Source organism: Dactylosporangium sp. NPDC050588 (genome assembly GCF_040654975.1).
GTDB classification, from domain to species: domain Bacteria; phylum Actinomycetota; class Actinomycetes; order Mycobacteriales; family Micromonosporaceae; genus Dactylosporangium; species Dactylosporangium maewongense.
The window spans coordinates 1-18,730 of the sequence record NZ_JBFAJA010000042.1 but is presented as its reverse complement, the minus strand read 5'-3'; the positions used below and the strand labels follow the sequence as shown (position 1 = coordinate 18,730).

The window sequence follows — 18,730 nt, the reverse complement described above, 5'->3', positions numbered from 1 at the left end:
CCTGCTCATGGGGCCGCAAGGTCGGCCCCGACCGAGACACGGTCTAAGGTTCTGCGTGCTCGATGAGGTGGAACACCTCCGTCACCACCTGGTCAGGGTCAGCGTGGTGAGGCCCGTAGACCTCCCAGCGCGGCCCCGCGAGCCGGAGTCGCCGCAGCGAGCACCACGTCACGACGGCCTCGTGTGCGGCGGCCAGGCCGGTGGACGGGCCACGGTGGACGGTCGTCGCGACCGGGCCCGGCCGGCAGCGTGGACAGCACGACCTCGCCGCTGAGCGGGCACGGCGTCGTCAGTTCGACGCCCACCTCGACCCGCGGGGTGTCGTCGAGGTACAGCATGACGTTGCGACACCCGCAGGTGATGCCGTACGTGTTGAGGCAGGCCCAGACCTGGTCGAGCATCGGCTTCCACCGGCCCGGGAACTCCTGCCAGGTGGTCTGGGTCTTGACGACCGCGGTCCGCCGCGCCGGCGTGGTGGTGAGCACGACGTTGTGCGCCATGCACCGGTGCTACCACGCCAGCGCGGATTCCCGACCGCGGGTCAGCCCGTGGGTGCGGTGAGGAGGCGTTCGATGACGTCGGCGCCTTCGGAGGGGCCGCCGCCGGCCTGCATGGCCGCGCTCATGGCGGCGACGCGGGCGAGGACGTCCGGGTCGGTGGTGAGCTCGTCGACGGCGGCGCGAAGGGTGGCCGGGTCGAGGTTGGAGGCGGGCAGGTAGCGGCCGATGCCGAGCTCGTGCACGCGCTTGGCGTTGACGGTGTTCTCCGGGGTGTGCGGCACGACGACGCACGGGCAGCCGTGGTACAGGGCCTCCACGAGGCTGCCCATGCCGCCGTGGGTCACGAAGACCGAGGCGCGCGGCAGGACCGCGAGGTGTGGCATCCACTCGTGGGCCTCGACGTTGACCGCGGACACGCCGTCGTCCAGGGCGTTGCCGCGGCCGAGGGTCATGACCACGTGCCAGGTCTTGTCGGCGAAGGCGTCAGCGCAGAGCTGGAACATGCCGGTGCGCTCGTTGGACTCGGTGCCCATGGAGATGAGGGCCACCGGTACATCATCGGAAGGCGCGGTCCAAGAGACCGGCGGTGGCGTCGACGGCAGGCAGTGGCCGAGGAACGTGAACTTCTCGTCGAAGGTCTCGCCGTGCGGCTGGAGCGCGCGGGGCAGGAAGACGAGGTTGTGCTCGTCGGCCACGGCCATCATCGCCCACATCTTCGCCGGGTCCGGCTCGACCTCGGCGAGGATCTCCAGGATGGCTTCGACCCCCTTGTGCACGTAGTCGGAGTCGCGGTCCATCGTCTCGGCGTGCAACGAGAAGTGGTCGTTGGACGCCGTGTACGGGAAGTACTGCAGGGTCTTCGTGCCCCACTCCCGGGCCAGGATCCGGGCCGGGACGAAGCTCTCGAAGTCGTAGACGATCAGATCCGGCCGGTCGTCGGTGAAAGCGGCACGGGCGGCCGGGATGACGCGGGTGTTGGCGTCGGCGAGGATGTCCAGACCGAGCTCGGCGATCTCGGCGCTCTCGACGTGGCTGGCCGTGCTGAGCCGGCGCCGGACGGAGGTGTAGCCGGCCAGGGCCGCGCCGACCGAGGACACCGCCGCCGAATACATCGAGTCGACGACGTAGGTGACCCGGTGCCCGCGCTCGACCAGGTGCTTGGCGATCGGCAGCGTCGGGTTGAAGTGCCCGAAGTCCGGGAAGACGAAGATGGCGACGTGGCCGCTCATGAGACCCGCCGGGGCGGGAGCACGACGCCGTTGTCGAAGATGGCGGCCATCAGTTCGGGCAGGTCGGCGGGCGACTCGACGTGCACGATCGGGAACGGGAAGGCGATCCAGCCGCGCGGCAGCGACGGGCCGAGGACCAGCCCGACGCGGGTCTTGTGCCGGTGCATCCCGGCGCTCATGTCGTCGATGCGGATCGTCTCGACGGCGTTGCGGCTGAACATGTCGGCGACCTCGGCCGCCGTCGTCAGCGTCCGCGGCTCCAGCGCCGAGCACAGCGGCAGGACCGGGTCGCCGAGGCCGGCCCCGGCGGCGATGGCGGCGATCGAGTCGGCGACCGCTTGCCGCAGCGGCGTGTGTACGGCCACCGAGTTGGCCTCCTGCACCTGGACCTGACCCAGCCCGCCGGACGCGGCGGTCTCCTCGGCGAGCCGCTCCAGGGCCTCGCGGTAGCCGCTGAGCAGCAGGATGCGGAACGTGCCGGTGGGGTGGGTGCCGAAGTCGCCGGCGAGCCAGACGCCGTCGCGTTTCGGCTCGACCAGCAGCGCCTCGTCCTCGCCGACAGGCAGGAACGCGACCGCGACGCCCTCGGCGGGTCCGGAAGGGTCGCGGGGGCCGACGTGGTCCATCCGCATCAGCAGGTCGAAGAGGCGCTCCCGGGGCAGCGCGCCGGCCAGGGAGGAGCTGACCATCGAACCGAGGCTGAGGCCGCCGACCGCGGCCGGGTGGATGCCCTGCGCGGCGAGGACGTCGTGGATGCCGACCATGGCGGCCGCGAGGGCGACCGAGCCGTGCCGCGACCGGGCCTCCAGGTCCTCCTCGTCGTCCTCCCGGCGCCGCAGCAGCCGGTCCAGGTCCAGCCCGGTCCAGGTGCTGACCTTGTCGTACACCTTCTGCATGGCCGGGTAGGCGTCGTGGAACTCCATGACGCCCCGCGGGTCGTAGTTGAGCAGGTTCGTTCCGAAGATGAACGCGAGGCTCATGCCGGCAGCCTTCCTGGGGTCACGTGGGGAGGAGCACGTCGTGCTCGCGGACGGCGGCGACGACCTGGTCGATGTCGTCCGGGGCGTCGACGTACACGACGGGGAACGGGAACTCGAACCCGTCCCGGGGCAGGGTCGGGCCGAGGATGACGCCGAGCCGCGCGCCGAGGCGGCGCATCTGGCCGGTGAGGTGGTCGGCGCGGATCGGCTCGACGACGTTGCGGCTGAACTCGCTGCGGACCTGGTCGGCGCCGTGCAGCACCCGAGGCTCCAGCGACGAGCACATCGGCACCGCCGGGTCGGTGAACTCGATGTCCGCGGCGATGCGGGCGAGCACGTCGCGGGCGCGGTGCCGCAGCGGGCTGTGCACCGCGACGGTCTCCTCGCTGAACACGAAGTACTCCGGCGGGTAGCCGGCGGCCAGCTCGTCGAGGGCGTCGCGGTAGCCGCTGAGCAGCAGCATCCGGAACGCGCCGCTGGTGTGCATGCCGAAGTCGCCGGCGAACCAGACCCCGGGCCGGGTGCCGTAGAACGACTCGTAGGTCTGCCCGAGCGGCAGGACCGCGGCGACGCACCCCTCGGGCAGCTCGGCCCGGTCGGGGCGCTGGTCGCCGTCGGTGTGGCCGAGCAGCCCGATGACGTCCTCACGGGCCACCGCGCCGCTCAGCGCCCCGGACACCATCGCGCCGAGGCTGATCCCGCCGGCCATCGCCGGGTGTACGCCGTGCTCGCCGAGCAGGTCGGCGATGCCGAGCATGGCCGCGGCCAGCCCGATCGACGTGGTCCGGGAGCGCTGCGTCGGGTCGTCGGCGGTCCGCAGCAGCAGGGCAACGTCGATGCCGGTCCACTGCGCCGCCCGGTCGTAGGAGTCCCGGACGGCCTGGTGCCGCTCGTACAGTGCGATGAGGCCGGTCGGGTCGTAGGCGAGGTTCTTCTGTCCCAGGATGAACGCCAGACTCATGCCGCCACCTCCGCGAACCGTTCGAGCTCGGTGACGACCTGGGCGGGAGTGGGCCGGTCGAGAGCCTCGTCGCGCAGGGTCGCGGCGTTGGCGGCGAACCCGGGCTCCGACACCAGGCGAGCGACCGCGTCGCGGATCTCCTGTGGCCCGGCCTGCACATGCGGCAGGAACAGGCCCGCGCCGGCCTGGTGCAGGCCGGTGCCGCGCAGGGTCTGGTCGGCGACCGCGGTGGAGACGCACAGCTGCGGCACCCCGTGCACGAGGGCCGTGGCGTAGCTGCCGAAGCCGCCGTGGTGGATCAGCGCGGCGCAGCTGGGCAGCAGCGCGTGCAGCGGCACCGACTCGACGACCCGGGCGTTGTCCGGCACCCGGTCGAGCTCCTGCACCTGTACCGGCAGCAGCGCGGCGACGACCTCCACGTCGAGGTCGGCGAGGGCCTCGAGGATCGCGGCCTTCGACACGTAGTCGCCGCCGTAGCGTTCGGTGTTGGCGGCGCCGAGGCTCAGACACACGCGGGGGCGGGTGGGCGGCTCGGCGAGCCAGTCCGGGACGACGGCCGGGCCGTTGTAGGGCACGAACCGCACGGGGAGCCGGCGGACGTCCGACGGCACCGACAGCCGTGACGGCAGCGGGTCGAGGGTGAGCTGCCCGGTGATGAGCTCCTCGGTGAACGCGCCGCCGAGCGCCTCGGCGTGCCCGCCCAGCCACTCCGCCATCGGGTCCTGGCGCCGGTCGGCCGGCTGTTCGTCGCGCAGCTTCAGGAACAGCTGCCGCTTCATCGCCCACACGTCGGTGAAGCACATCGAGCGCACGTGGGCGGCACCGACGGCGGTGGCGGCGAGCGGTCCGGCGTAGGTGAGCGGATCCCACACGACGAGGTCGGGCCGCCAGTGCCGGGCGAACGCGACGAGGTCACCGATCATCGGCTCGTTGTAGTAGGCGAAGCCCCAGGCGCCCATCTGCGCCCGCTCCAGCTCCCGCTCCCAGGTGAGCTTCGCCGGGTCGAGCTCGCTCCAGTCGACGGACTCGACCTCCTGCGACTCGCGGTGCTGCGCCATCGCGGAGCTGATGTTGCTGTTGTCGCCGACGCCGACCGCGGTCATGCCGGTGCGGGCGATGACGTCGGTGAACGCCGGTGAGCTGGCGACGCGGACCTCGTGGCCGGCGGCGCGGGCGGCCCACGCGATCGGTGTCATGCAGAACAGGTGGGACTTCTCCGGCAGGGTGACGAACAGGACCCGCATCGGTCTGGCTCCCTTCAGCCGGTGGTGGCGGGCGCGAGCGACCCGCTGACGACGGCGAGGACGGCGGCCTGGTGCCGGGTGAGGAAGAAGTGGCCGCCGTCGTACACGTGCAGCACCGTCGGCCCGGTCGTGTGGGAGCGCCAGGCGTCGGCCTCCTCGACGCTGGCCTTCGGGTCGTCGTGGCCGGTGAACACCGTGACCGGGCACCGCAGCGGCTCGCCCGCGGTGTACGCGTAGGTCTCGGCGGCCTTGTAGTCGTTGCGGACGATCCGCAGAAGTTCGCGCAGCAGGTCCTCCTCGTCGAAGATCCTGGTGTCGGTGCCGCTGAGCGACTTCATCTCGGCGATGATGCCGGCGTCGTCGCGGCGGTGGACCTGCTCGTCGCGGGTGCGCGACGGGGCTCGGCGGCCGGACACGAAGAGGTGGACCGGTTCGAGGGACTTGGCGGTGAGCCGCCGCGCCACCTCGAATGCGACGGTGGCGCCCATGCTGTGCCCGAAGAGCGCGAACGGCCGGTCCAGCCACGGCAGCACCGCGTCGGTGCACTGCGCGGCGAGCGTGTCGAGGTCGTCGACGAGCCGCTCGTTGCGCCGTTCCTGCCGGCCCGGGTACTGCAGGGACAGCACCTCCACGCCGGGCCCGGCGTTCGCGGAGACCGGCACGTAGAACGGCGCCGAGCTGCCGGCGTGCGGGAAGCACACCAGCCGCACCGGGGCGTCCGGCCGGGGGTGGTACCGGCGGACCCACAAGTCACTGGTCATCGTGAACCTCTCAGATCGTCGACCCACAGCCGCACCGCCTGGGCGGTCGAGCCGGCGTGGTGCTCCATCATCGTGAAGTGGTTGCCGGGCACGTCGAGCGTCGTGTCCGCGCCCTGCCAGGAGGTCTGCCACTCGTGCCGGGCGTAGGGCCCGTCGGGGCCGGCGGCGACGATCGGCTCCGAGGAGCGCAGCAGCAGCGTCGGCGTGCGCAGGTCGCGGGGACGCCAGCCGCCGAACAGGTCGAAGTACCAGCTCATCGCGGTCAGCCGGGCCGAGTCGAGGGTGGTGAAGAGGCCCTGCCGGTCGAACATGCCGTCGATGAGCTCCGCCTGGAACTTCGCCAGCGGCGAGTCCTCGGTCGCCGGGTAGGTGTCCAGCAGCACCACCCCGGCGGCGGGGGCGCCGAGGTCCTGCAGCCGGGTCGCGGCGGCGTGGGCGAGCAGCCCGCCGCCGGACGAGCCGAGCAGCACCGCGGGGCGGTCGCCGGCGCATTCGCGGACGAGCTCGGCCTGCATGTCGGTGACGGTCTCCCACGTGGCGGGGAGCCGCTCGTCGGTGAGGAAGCCCGGCACCGACAGCGCCCACACGTCGTGGGTGTCCCGGAAGTTGGCGGCGAGCCTGGCGTACTGGTGGACCCCGGCGAGCGCGACGAACGAGCTGAAGCAGATCAGCACCGGACGGGCCGGGCCCGACGCCAGCTTGACGGGTTGCAGCTCGCGGCCGAAGTCGGCGCGGGCCTTGAACGTGGGGCGCAACGCGGCGGCGGCGCGCAGCAGCGCGTAGCCCTGGTCGACCTGCCCGTTGCGGCAGGCGTCGCGGAACATCGCCCCGATGCCATCCTCCCGGCTCTCCTGGACCGGCTCCGCCTTGCGCACCACCACGCTGCCCAGCTGCTGCAGCAGGTGCGTGGTGAGCGCGGCCGGGGTCGGGTGGTCGAAGACGAGCGTCGGGGGCAGCCGCAGCGCGGTGGCGGCGCCGATCCGGTTGCGCAGCTCGACGGCGGTGAGCGAGTCGAAGCCCGCCTCCAGCAGGCTCTGTCCCGGCGGGACGGCGTCGGGGGTGGTGAACCCGAGCACCGCGGCGACCTGGGCGCGGACGAAGTCGAGGACCAGGGTCTCGCGGCCTTCCGCGGTCTCGGCGGCGAGCCGCTCGGTCAGCGACACCCCGGCCGTGGTCCCCCGCCCGGCCGCCTTCCTCGCCGGCCCGCGCACGAGCCCGCGCAGCAGCGGCGCGACGGCGTCGCCCTTCAGCGCTTGCAGGTCCAGCAGCATCGGCACGGCGAGCGGTTCGGCGCGGCGCACGGCGGCGTCGAACAGAGCGAGACCGCGGGCCGGGTCGAGGGGCCGCAGGCCGCCGCGGGACATGCGGCGCACGTCGGCGTCCGTCAGGTCGCTGGTCATGCCGCTCGCGGTGATCCAGGGACCCCAGGCGAGCGCGGTCGCGGGCAGGCCGCGGCCGGCGCGGCGCTGCGCCCACGCGTCGAGGTAGGCGTTCGCGGCGGCGTAGTTGCCCTGCCCGGCGCCACCGATGAGCCCGGACACCGACGAGTACACCGCGAACACGGCCAGGTCGTGCACGGCGGTCAGCTCGTCGAGGTGCGTGACGGCGTCGACCTTCGGCCGCAGCACCGCGGCCAGGCGAGCCGCGTCGAGACCGCCGACGGTGGCGTCGTCGAGGATGCCGGCGGTGTGCACGACCGCGGTCAGCGGCCGGTCGGCGGGCACCGACGCGATGAGCGCGGCGACCGCGTCCCGGTCGGCGACGTCGCAGGCGGCGATGGTCACGTCGGCGCCGAGCGCGGCGAGTTCGGCGCGCAGCTCGGCGGCGCCGGCGGCCTGTTCACCGCTGCGGCTGGCCAGCAGCAGGTGCCGGATCCCGCTGGTCGCCAGGTGCCGGGCGACCTGCGCGCCGAGCCCGCCGGTCCCGCCGGTGACGAGCGCGGTGTGCTCGCCGCGCAGCGGGGCCGGGAAGGTGAGGACGACCTTCCCGATGTGCCGGGTCTGGCTGATGTACCGGAACGCGTCCCTGGCCCGGCGGACGTCCCAGGCGGTGACCGGCAGCGGCGTGAGGACCCCCTGCTCGAACATGGCGACGAGGTCGCGGAGCATCACGCCGATCCGGTCGGGGCCGGCCTCGATGAGGTCGAAGGCGCGGTAGTGCACGCCCGGGTGCGCGGCGGCGACCGCGTCGGCGTCGCGGACGTCGGTCTTGCCCATCTCCAGGAACCGGCCGCCGCGCGGCAGCAGCCGCAGCGACGCGTCGACGAACTCGCGGGCGAGTGCGTTGAGGACGACATCGGCGCCGGCGCCGCCGGTCAGCTCCAGGAACTGCGGCTCGAAGGCCAGGGTCCGCGACGAGGCGAGGTGGGTGCCGTCGACGCCGAGCCCTCGCACGACCGGCCACTTGCCGGTGCTCGCGGTGGCGATGACGTCGGCGCCGAGGTGCCGGGCGAGCTGGACGGCGGCCATGCCGACCCCGCCGGCGGCGGCGTGCACGAGGACCCGCTCCCCCGGGCGGAGACCGCCGAGGTCGACGAGGGCGTAGTACGCGGTGAGGAACACCAGCGGCACCGACGCCGCCTGCGCGTAGGACCAGCCGGCCGGGACGCCGACGATCATGCGGTGGTCGGCGACGGCGACGGGCCCGAACGCGCCGGGGAACATGCCCATGACCCGGTCCCCGACGGCGAACCCGGTGACGCCGGGCCCGACCTCGGTGACGACGCCGGCGCCTTCCTGACCGAGGGAGCCGGCCTCGCCCGGGTACATGCCGAGGGCGTTGAGCACGTCGCGGAAGTTGACGCCACCGGCCCGCACGGCGATGCGGACCTGGCCGGCGCGCAGCTCCCCGGCGGCCTCGCGGGCATGCTCGACGGTGAGGCCTTCGAGGGTGCCGTCCTCGCCGGGGATGAGCCGCCACGGGCCGTCCGGCGGGTTGAGCTCCTCGGTGCCGTTGACGGTGGCGAGGCGCGGGATCCTGGCCGTGCCGCCCTGCAGGAGCAGCGCGGGTTCGCCGCTGTCGAGGGCGGCGGGCAGCGCCGCCATGGAGTCGGCGGAGGTGTCGAGGTCGACGAGGACGAAGTGTCCGGGGTTCTCCGACTGCGCGGACCGGACCAGGCCGTGCACGGCCGCGGCGGCGGGGTCGCGGACGTCGTCGCCGACGGCGTCTCGGGTGAGGAACACCAGCCGCGACGCCCCGAACGCCGGGTTCTCGAGCCATTCCTGCACGTCCGCCAGCGCCCGCGCGGTCAGCGCGTGGGCGGCGGCGACGGTGTCGGGGGTGCCGGCGCTGACGTGGAAGACGGTCGCGGGGATGCGGGCACCGTTGTCGGCGGCGGCCGCGAGGGAGGCGAGGTCGGCGTAGGACTCCAGGTGCACGCCCGAGGCGTCCGCCGCGGCGCCGAAGCCCAGGCGGTCCTCGCCGACGACGGCCCAGCGCAGCGCCTGGGGTTCGGCGGCTGCCAGCCGTAGCGGCTGCCAGTCCAGGCGGAGCAGACCGTCCACGTTGGAGTGCGCGGGCGCGGTCGCGGCCAGTTCCCGCAGGGTCAGGGAGGCCACGGTCGCGACGGGGGCGCCGGCCGGATCGGCGACGGTCACCGACACCGCGTCGGCGCCGAGGGTCTGCAGCCGCACCCGCAGCCGGGTCGCGCCGGCGGCGTAGACGGTGACGCCGGTCCACGCGAACGGGAGCCGCCCGCGGTCGGTGCGGCCGAGTCCGGTGAACGCGACCGCGTGCAGGGCCGCGTCGAGCAGCGCCGGGTGGACGGTGAACCGGTCGGCGTCCCCGGCGGCGGCGCCGGGCAGCGCGACCTCGGCGAAGACGTCGTCGCCGACCCGCCACGCCGCTTCGAGGCCCTGGAAGACCGGGCCGTAGCGGAACCCGGCGACGGCGAGCCCGGCGTAGAACCCGTCCAGGTCGACCGGCTCCGCAGCGGCCGGTGGCCATTGCGCCGCCGTCGTGGCGGCGTCCGGCTGACCGGTCGTGAGCACACCGGTGGCGTGCAGGGTCCACGGGTGGCCGCCGTCGGCGGGCCGCGCGTGGATCGTGACGGGCCGGGCGTCTGCGTCGCCTTCGGCCGGGTCGACCCGGACCTGCAGCTCCACCGCGCCGCGGTCGGGCAGGGTCAGCGGCGCGGCGAGGGTGAGCTCGTCGACGACCGGGCAGCCGACCTCGTCGCCGGCGCGCAGCGCGAGTTCGAGCAGCGCGGTGCCGGGGACGATGACCGCGCCGGACTGTCCCGCGCCATGCAAGGCGTGGTCGGCGAGCCACGGGTGGGTGCGGGTCGACAGCCGGCCGGTGAGCACGACGGTGCCGGTGTCGGCGAGGGTGACGGCGGCGCCGAGCAGCGGGTGGTCGGCGGTCGCCAGGCCGGCGCCGGCGAGCCCGGCGGAGACGCCGGTGCCGGGGCGCGGCCAGAAGCGGGTGCGCTGGAACGCGTACGTGGGCAGGGCGGCGGGCACCGCGCCCGGGACCGTGAACGCGGCGGCGCGGTCGAGGGCGACCCCTGCGGTGACGAGTTGTGCGGCGCCGCGCAGGAACGCCTCGGTCTCCGGCTTGTCCCGGCGGGACAGCGCCACGCAGGTGGCGTCCTGCGGCAGGCCGTCCTGGGCCATGGCGGTCAGGACCGCGTCGGGGCCGACCTCGACGAAGCGGGTGTACCCGGCGGCGTGCAGGGCGGCGATCCCGTCGGCGAAGCGGACCGCGTCGCGGACGTGCCGGACCCAGTACCCGGGCTCGGTCAGGTCTCCGGCGGCGGCGAACGTGCCGGTCAGGTTGCTGATCACCGGCAGCCGTGGCGCGCTGTAGGTGACCGTGGCGGCGACCCGGGCGAACTCGGCGAGCATGCCGTCCATCCGGGGCGAATGGAACGCGTGCGACACCCGCAGCCGCCGGGTGCGCCGGCCGGCCCCGGCGAAGTGGGCGGCGATGCGTTCGGCGGCGGTCTCGTCGCCGGAGACGACGACGGCGCGCGGGCCGTTGACGGCGGCGATCCCGATGGTGTCGTCGAGCAGCGGCAGCACCTCGTCCTCGGTGGCCTGCAGCGCCACCATGGCGCCGCCGGCGGGCAGGGCCTGCATGAGCCCGGCGCGGGCGGCGACGAGGCGGCAGGCGTCGTCGAGGTCGAACACCCCGGCGACGTGCGCGGCGACGATCTCGCCGATGGAGTGGCCGATGAGCGCGTCGGCGCTCAGCCCGGCGGATTCCGCGAGGCGGTACATGGCCAGCTCGAACGCGAACAGGGCCGGTTGCGTGTAGCCGGTGCGGTCGAGGGCGTCGCCGCCGGTGAACGCGAGGTCCTGCAGCGGCCGGTCCAGGGCCAGGTCGAAGCGGGAGCAGGCGTCGTCGAACGCGGCAGCGAACACCGGGTAGGTGGCGTAGAGGTCCGCGCCCATGCCGTTGCGCTGGGCGCCCTGGCCCGTGAAGAGGATCGCGGTGCGACCGGGACGCGCGGTCGCGGCACGCACGACGGCCGGGTGTCCCGTCCCGGCGGCGAGGGCCTGCAGTGCGGCGATGAGGGTTTCGGCGTCGGTACCGACGACGGCGGCACGGTCGGTCAGCAGTGCCCTGCCGATGGCGAGGGTGGCGGCGACGTCGGCCGGGCGCAGGTGCGGGTGCCGGTCGAGATGGTCGGCGAGCTGCCCCGCCTGTCCTGTGAGGGCGTCCTCGCCACGCGCCGACAGCAGCAGCGCGACCGGGCCGGCGGGCGGTGCCGGTACACCTGCCGCGGCCGCGACCTGTGGGGCCTCTTCGAGGATGAGGTGGCCGTTGGTGCCGCTGATCCCGAACGCGGACACGCCGGCTCGGCGGGGTCCCTGGGCGGACTGCCAGTCGGCGGTCTCGGTGAGCAGGCGGACGGCGCCGGCGGTCCAGTCGACGTGGCTGGACGGTGTCGCGGCGTGCAGGGTCGGCGGCAGGGTCCGGTGCCGCAGCGCCTGGACGGCCTTGATGACCCCGGCGACGCCGGCGGCGGCCTGGGTGTGGCCGATGTTGGACTTGACGCTGCCGAGCCACAGTGGACGGTCCGCGGGCCGGTCCTGGCCGTAGGTCGCCAGCAGCGCCTGCGCCTCGATCGGGTCGCCGAGGCTGGTGCCGGTGCCGTGCGCCTCGAGCAGGTCGACGTCGGCGGGGCGCAGCCCGGCGGTGGCGAGGACCTGCCGGATGAGCCGCTGCTGGGCGGGACCGTTCGGGGCGGTGAGCCCGTTGGAGGCGCCGTCCTGGTTGATCCCGGCGGCGCGGATGACGGCGAGGACGGTGTGGCCGTTGCGTTGCGCGTCGGAGAGCCGTTCGAGCAGAACCATGCCGGCGCCCTCGCCCCAGTTGGTGCCGTCGGCGTCGTCGGAGAACGCCTTGCACCGCCCGTCGGTGGCGAGCCCGCGCTGGCGGCTGAACGCGATGAACGACCCGGGTGTGGTCATGACGGTGACGCCGCCGGCGAGGGCGAGCTCGCATTCGCCGTTGCGCAGCGCCTGCGCGGCCCAGTGCATCGCGACGAGCGACGAGGAGCAGGCCGTGTCGACGGTGACGGCGGGGCCTTCGAGGCCGAGCGTGTAGGAGATCCGGCCGGACATGACGGCGGCGGTGTTGCCGGTGCCGACGTAGCCTTCGTCGAACGCCGACGCTGCGGCGAGGGTCGCGATGTAGTCCTGGCCGTTGGTGCCGGCGAACACGCCGACCCGTTCGCCGCGGACGGACAGCGGGTCGATGCCGGCGCGTTCGAACGCTTCCCACGCGACCTCGAGCAGCAGCCGCTGCTGGGGGTCCATGGTGAGCGCCTCGCGGGGGGAGATGCCGAAGAACTGCGGGTCGAATTCGGCGACGCCGTCCAGGAAGCCGCCTTCGCGGACGTAGGAGGTGCCGGCGTGGTCGGGGTCCGGGTCGTAGATCCCGTCGAGGTCCCAGCCACGGTCGGCGGGGAATCCGCTGACGGCGTCGCCGCCGCTGACGACGAGGTCCCACAGCGCTTCGGGGGTGCTGACACCGCCGGGGAAGCGGCAGCTCATGCTCACGATCGCGATGGGTTCGTCGGTGTACGCCGTGACTTCCTGCTTCGCCGCGACCGTGGTGCCGCCGAGCTCGGTCGCCAGGTGCGCGGCGAGCGCGGTCGCGGTCGGGTGGTCGAAGAGCAGGGTCGCCGGCAGCTTGAGTCCGGTGGCGGCGTTGAGCCGGTTGCGCAGCTCGACGGCGGTGAGCGAGTCGAAGCCGAGGTCGCGGAACGCCTGCTCCGCGTCGACGGCGTCGGCGCCGCTGTGCCCGAGCGCGGCGGCCGCCTCGGCGCGGACGATGCCGAGCAGCGTGGCGTGCCGGTCGGCGGGGCTCATCGCGGCGAGCTCGTCGCGGAAGGTGCCGTCCACGGGCGCGTCGGCACTGTCCAGCGCCGCGACCTCGGGCAGGTCGCCGAGCAGTGGGCTGGGCCGCGAGCCGGTGAAGCCCGGCGCGAAGCGGGCCCAGTCGACGTCGGCGACGGTCAGCGTGGTCTCGTCGGCGTCCAGCGCCCCCTGCAGGGCGCTGACGGCGAGCTGCGGGTCGAGGACGTGCAGGCCGCGGCGGCGCAGGAACTCCTCCGTGCCTTCCTCGGCGGTGACCATGCCGCCGCCGCCCCACGGGCCCCACGCGATCGCGGTGGCGGCGCGGCCGCGGGCGCGGCGGTGCTGGGCGATGCCGTCCAGCACCGCGTTGGCGGCGGCGTAGGCGGCCTGGCCGCCGCTGCCCCAGGTCGCGGAGATCGACGAGAACAGCACGAACGCGTCGAGGTCGCGGCCGTCGGTCAGCTCGTCGAGGTGGGCGGCGCCGCCGGCCTTGGGCGCGTGGATGGTGTCGAAGTCGGCCCTGGTCATGCCGTCCAGGACCTGCGACTGCGGCACACCCGCGGCGTGCACGACGACCCGCAGGTCCGGCAGCGTTTCCAGGAGCGCGGCGACGGCGGCGCGGTCGGAGACGTCGCAGGCGGGGATGGTGACGCGGGCGCCGAGGGCTTCGAGTTCGGCGCGCAGCTCGGCGGCGCCGGGGGTGGCGTCGCCGCGGCGGCTGGTGAGCACGAGGTGGTCGGCGCCGCTCTTGGCGAGCCAGCGGGCGATGTGCGAGCCGAGCGCGCCGGTGCCGCCGGTGACGAGCGCGGTGCCGCGCGGCTTCCAGGTGGGCGCGCCGGCGGGCCGCTGCGGTGCGGGGGCGTGCGTGAGCCGGCGGGTGAAGACGCCGGAGCCGCGGACGGCGACCTGGTCCTCGTCGCCCGCCCCGGCCAGGACGGCGGCGAGGCGCTGGACGGTGCGGTCGTCGACGGTCTCAGGCAGGTCGATGAGGCCGCCCCAGCGCTGCGGGTATTCGAGGGCGGCGGCGCGGCCGAGGCCCCAGACGCCGGTGTGGACCGGGTCGCGCAGCGGGTCGGACGCGCCGATGGACACGGCGCCGCTGGTGAGCACCCACAGCTTCGCGTCGCCGCTCGTGCGGAGCAGCTCCGTCGTCCACTGGATGTCGTCGCCCTGCAGCGCGACGATGCCGGCGAACGTGCCGTCGGGGATCTCGGTGACCGGCTGTGCGGTGGCGCCGGCGGCGGTGAGGCCTGCGGCGATCCGGCCGGCGAGGGCCTCGGCGCCGTTGTGCAGGACCAGCCAGCTGCCGTCGAGGGCGGCGGTCTGGTCGAGGGCGGCGGGGCGCCAGCGGATCTGGTAGCGCCAGGTGTCCACGGTGGAGTGTTCGTCCTTGCGGCGCCGCCACGCGGCGAGTGCCGGGACGAGCGGCTCGGCGTCGACACCGAGCAGGTCGCTGAGGTCGCCGGCTTCGACGGCGGCCCAGAACGCGTCGTCGGCGTGCCCGGTCGCGGTGCCGGCCTTGGGCAGTTCGATGGTCGGCCAGTACTGCTTGTGCTGGAACGCGTAGGTGGGCACGGCCGTCTTGCGGCCGCCGTGCAGGATCTTGGTCCAGTCGGGTGACCAGCCGGTGACGTGCGCCTGCGCGACGGCGGTGAGCAGGGTGGTGGCCTCGTCGCGGCCCTTGCGCATCGCGGGGATGCCGTCGACCAGGGCGGACAGCACGCCGTCGGGGCCGACCTCCAGGAACCTCGTGACTGTTTTCAGCGATGCCGCGGCATCGGCGAACCGGACCGTGCCGCGGACCTGCTGGACCCAGTACTCCGGGTCGGTGACGTCACCGGTGGAGGTGGTGGCGATCGGGATGACCGGCGGGTTGAACGTCACGCCCCGCAGGACCTCGCGGAACGCATCCAGCATCCCGTCCATCCGCGCGGAGTGGAACGCGTGGCTGACCCGCAGCCGCTTCGTCTTCTCGAACTTCCCGGCCACCGCTTCGACGGCGGTCTCGTCACCGGAGATGACGACCGCGTCGGGGCCGTTGACGGCGGCGATCTCGACACCGTCGACCAGCTGGTTGAGGACGTCCTGCTCGGACGCTTGGATCGCGACCATCGCGCCGCCCCTCGGCAGCGCGCCCATCAGTTTTCCGCGGGCCTCGACCACCTTGCAGGCGTCCTCCAGGGACCACACCCCCGCCACGTGAGCGGCGGCGAGCTCGCCGATCGAGTGCCCGAGGAGGAAGTCGGGCTTGAGCCCCCAGGATTCCAGCAGCCGGTACACGGCGACCTCGACCGCGAAGAGCGCAGGCTGCGTCCACCGGGTCTCGTCGAGCTCGGCCCCGTCCACGTCGCGCAGGCCCTCGATGTGCGCGCAGACCGCGTCATAGGCCTCCGCGAAGACCGGGAAGGCGGCGTGGAGGCCGCGACCCATCCCCGGCCGTTGCGCGCCCTGGCCGGTGAAGAGCATCGCGTTGCCGCCGCCGGCGGCGGCCTTGCCGCGGATCACGGCGTCGCCGAGCACGACGGCCCGGTGGTCGAACGTGGACCTGCCCGTCGCCAGGGAGAATCCAACGTCGGTTGGATTACCGGTGATTCCGCGCAGCCTGGCGACCTGGCCGTCGAGCGCGTCAGCGGTCCGCGCCGACACCGGCCACGGCACCACCGGCAGCGTCGCCGCCGGGGCTGCCACCTCGGCAGGAGGCGCTTCCTCGAGGATGACGTGGGCGTTGGTGCCGCTCATCCCGAACGACGACACGCCCGCGCGGCGGGGGCGCTCGGCCTCCGGCCACGGCCGGGCCTCGGTCAGCAGCTCGACGTTGCCGGCGGTCCAGTCGACGTGCGGGGACGGCTCGGTGACGTGCAGGGTCCGCGGCAGCGTCCCGTGCCGCAGCGCCTGGACCATCTTGATGACGCCGCCGACGCCGGCCGCCGCCTGCGGGTGGCCGATGTTCGACTTCAGCGAGCCGAGCCACAGTGGACGGTCGGCGGCCCGGTCCTGGCCGTAGGTGGCCAGGAGCGCCTGCGCCTCGATCGGGTCGCCGAGCGGGGTGCCGGTGCCGTGCGCCTCGACCGCGTCGACGTCGGCGGGCGCGAGTCGGGCGCTGGCGAGGGCGCGGCGGATGACCCGTTGCTGCGCGGGGCCGTTCGGGGCCGTCAGACCGTTGGAGGCGCCGTCCTGGTTGACGGCGCTGCCGCGGATGACGGCGAGGACGGTGTGCCCGTTGCGCCGCGCGTCGCTGAGCCGTTCGAGGAGCACCATGCCGGCACCCTCGGACCAGCTGGCGCCGTCGGCGGCGGCGGAGAACGGCTTGCACCGCCCGTCGGGGGCGAGGGCCCGCTGCCGGCTGTAGTCGATGAGCGACACGGGTGTCGACATGACGGTGACGCCGCCGGCGAGGGCGAGGGTGCAGTCGCCGGCGCGCAGCGACTGGATCGCCCAGTGCAGCGCGACCAGCGACGACGAGCAGGCGGTGTCCACCGACACGGCGGGTCCTTCGAGCCCGAACGTGTACGCGATCCGGCCGGACAGGACGCTGAACGAGTTGCCGCTGCCGATCAGGCCCTCCGCGGACTCCTTCGCGAGCATCAGCAGGCCGACGTAGTCCTGGTAGGTGACGCCGGCGAACACGCCGGTCTGGCTGCCGCGCAGCGACACGGGGTCGATGCCGGCGTGCTCGACGGCCTCCCACGAGGTCTCCAGCAGCAGCCGGTGCTGCGGGTCCATGGCGAGCGCCTCGCGGGGCGAGATGCCGAAGAACGCGGGGTCGAAGTCGCCGGCGTCGTGCAGGAACCCGCCGCCCTGCGCGTAGCAGGTGCCGGGCGCGTCGGGGTCTGGGTTGTAGAGCGCCTCGACGTCCCAGCCGCGGTTCGTCGGGAACGGGGTGATGGCGTCGCCGCCGGCCACGACGAGGTTCCACAGGTCGTCGGCGCTGTTGACGTCGCCCGGGTAGCGGCACGCCATGCCGACGATCGCGATCGGCTCGTCGACCGTCGCGGACACCGTCTCCGGCTCGGCGACCTCGTCCGGCAGGCCGAGCAGCTCCTGCCGCAGGTGCGCGGCGACGGCGGCCGGGGTCGGCTGGTCGAAGACGAGCGTGGCGGGCAGCCGGACCCCGCTGGCCTCGGTGAGGGCGTTGCGCAGTTCGACGGCGGTGAGGGAGTTGACGCCGAGGTTCTTGAACGGCTGGTCGGCCTCGACGGCGCTCGCGTCGGCGTGGCCGAGGACGGTGGCGGTGCGCTCGCGGACCAGGTCGGTGAGGAGCGTGCGCTGGTCGGCCTCGGTGAGGCCGGCGAGCCGTTGCCCGAGGGCGTTCCCGGCCGGCGCCGTGGCGGCCGTCCTTCTGCGGGCCGCGGCCGCTCCTGTTCGCTGTTGCGGCGTCGGTACCGCCACCGCCGGCTCGACGGTCGCCACCTCGACGGTCGGGGCCGTGCCGATCGCCGCCTCGACCGTCGGGGTCTGGCCGGTCGGGGCCTCGACCGTCGGGGCCTTGCCGGTCGGGGCCTTGCCGGTCGGCCGCATCACGAGCGCGTCGACGGAGACGACCGGGGCGCCGGTCGGGTCGGCGGCCAGGATGGTGACGGCGCCCGGGCGACCCGTCGGGGTGAGGCGCACCCGCAGCCGCTGGGCTCCGGTGGCGTGGAGCGTGAACCCGTTCCACGCGAACGGCAGCAGGTCACCGTCGAGACCCGGCAGGACGCCGAGGGCGAGACCGTGCAGGGCCGCGTCGAGCAGCGCGGGGCGCAGCCAGAACTCGTCGTCGCCGGGTTGCGGCTCGACGTCGACCTCGGCGTAGAGGCTGTCTCCGGACCGCCACGCGGCGCGAAGCCCCTGGAACGCCGGCCCGTAGGCGAATCCCGCCTCCTCCCAACGCTCGTACAGCGACTCCACGGCGACGGGTTCCGCGCCCGCCGGCGGCCACTGCGCCAGCTGCTCTCCCGCGGGCGCCGAGCCGGTGGAGGCACTGCCGTGGGCGTGCCTGGTCCAGGGCCCGTCGGCGGCGCGGCTGAACACCGTGACCGGCCGGGAGCCGAGCCGGTCGAGGTCGCCGACCGCGACCTGCAGCTCCACCGTCCCGGACGCGGGGACCGGCAGGGACGCCTCGAGGACGAGCTCGTCGAGGCGGTCGCAGCCGGCCTCGTCGGCGGCGCGCACGGCGAGGTCGACGAGGACGGCGCCGGGCACGTACGCGACGCCGTGGACGACGTGCTGGGCCAGCCACGGGTGCCGGTGGACGGAGGCCTTGCCGGTGACGAGGACCCCGTCGCCGCCCGCGACCGGGACGACCGTCGTCAGCAGCGGGTGCCCGATGCCGGGCCCGCCCCGCTCGGGGGTGTCGAGCCAGTACCGCTGCCGCTGGAACGCGTACGTGGGCAGGTCGACGCGGCGCCCGCCGGCCAGGAGCCGCGTCCAGTCCGGCGACCAGCCGGTGACGTGGGCGCGAGCGACGGCGGTCATGAGGGTGACGACCTCGTCGCGGTCCTTCCGCATCGCGGGGATCCCGTCGACCATCGCCGACAGCACCCCGTCCGGGCCGACCTCCAAGAACCTGGTCACGCCCTTCGCCTTCAGGCTGTCGGCGGCGTCGGCGAAGCGGACCGTGCCGCGGACCTGCGCGACCCAGTACTCCGGGTCGGTCACGTCGCCGGTGGACGTGGTCGCGATCGGAATCCAAGGCTTGTTGAATTTCACGGTGGCGAGGACCTCGCGGAACGCGTCGAGCATCCCGTCCATGCGTGCCGAGTGGAACGC

The 18,730-nt window shown here is 74.3% G+C and carries 7 protein-coding genes and 2 pseudogenes; 1 reads left to right on the top strand and 8 read right to left on the bottom strand.

What is annotated here, in order from left to right:
- Positions 1-98: 98 nt before the first annotated feature.
- The 7 genes and pseudogenes from AB0I21_RS27915 to AB0I21_RS27885 form a co-directional block, all read right to left on the bottom strand.
- Positions 99-500 (bottom strand): AraC family transcriptional regulator, encoded by a 402-nt coding sequence (locus tag AB0I21_RS27915; RefSeq protein ID WP_360565502.1) that lies wholly within the window; start codon positions 498-500, stop codon positions 99-101.
- Positions 501-541: 41 nt separating this feature from the next.
- Positions 542-1,729, bottom strand: a complete 1,188-nt coding sequence (locus tag AB0I21_RS27910) for a macrolide family glycosyltransferase (RefSeq protein WP_360565500.1) — start codon at positions 1,727-1,729, stop codon at positions 542-544.
- The gene (locus AB0I21_RS27905; protein ID WP_360565498.1) at positions 1,726-2,709 is read right to left on the bottom strand and encodes a hypothetical protein; all 984 of its coding nucleotides are present in this window, start codon (positions 2,707-2,709) and stop codon (positions 1,726-1,728) included. The genes AB0I21_RS27910 and AB0I21_RS27905 overlap by 4 nt, the downstream gene beginning before the upstream one ends.
- A gap of 19 nt (positions 2,710-2,728) precedes the next feature.
- The gene (locus AB0I21_RS27900; RefSeq protein ID WP_360565497.1) at positions 2,729-3,670 is read right to left on the bottom strand and encodes a hypothetical protein; all 942 of its coding nucleotides are present in this window, start codon (positions 3,668-3,670) and stop codon (positions 2,729-2,731) included.
- Positions 3,667-4,914, bottom strand: a complete 1,248-nt coding sequence (locus AB0I21_RS27895) for an activator-dependent family glycosyltransferase (protein WP_360565495.1) — start codon at positions 4,912-4,914, stop codon at positions 3,667-3,669. The genes AB0I21_RS27900 and AB0I21_RS27895 overlap by 4 nt, the downstream gene beginning before the upstream one ends.
- Before the next feature lie 14 nt (positions 4,915-4,928).
- Positions 4,929-5,675 carry an alpha/beta fold hydrolase gene (locus AB0I21_RS27890; protein ID WP_360565493.1) on the bottom strand — a complete coding sequence of 249 codons (747 nt, stop codon included), beginning with the start codon at positions 5,673-5,675 and terminating at the stop codon, positions 4,929-4,931.
- A pseudogene (locus AB0I21_RS27885) lies at positions 5,672-8,497 on the bottom strand (SDR family NAD(P)-dependent oxidoreductase); the annotation flags it as partial. The pseudogene AB0I21_RS27885 and the gene AB0I21_RS27890, both read right to left, overlap by 4 nt.
- Between AB0I21_RS27885 and AB0I21_RS27880 the strand changes: the two are divergent.
- Entirely contained in the window at positions 8,442-9,038 is a 597-nt protein-coding gene (locus AB0I21_RS27880) for a S8 family serine peptidase (RefSeq protein WP_360565582.1), read from the top strand. The pseudogene AB0I21_RS27885 and the gene AB0I21_RS27880 sit on opposite strands and share 56 nt — an antisense overlap.
- 164 nt (positions 9,039-9,202) lie before the next feature.
- On the opposite strand, the pseudogene AB0I21_RS27875 reads toward AB0I21_RS27880, so the two are convergent.
- Positions 9,203-18,436, bottom strand: a pseudogene (locus AB0I21_RS27875) (type I polyketide synthase); the annotation flags it as partial.
- Positions 18,437-18,730: the final 294 nt, after the last annotated feature.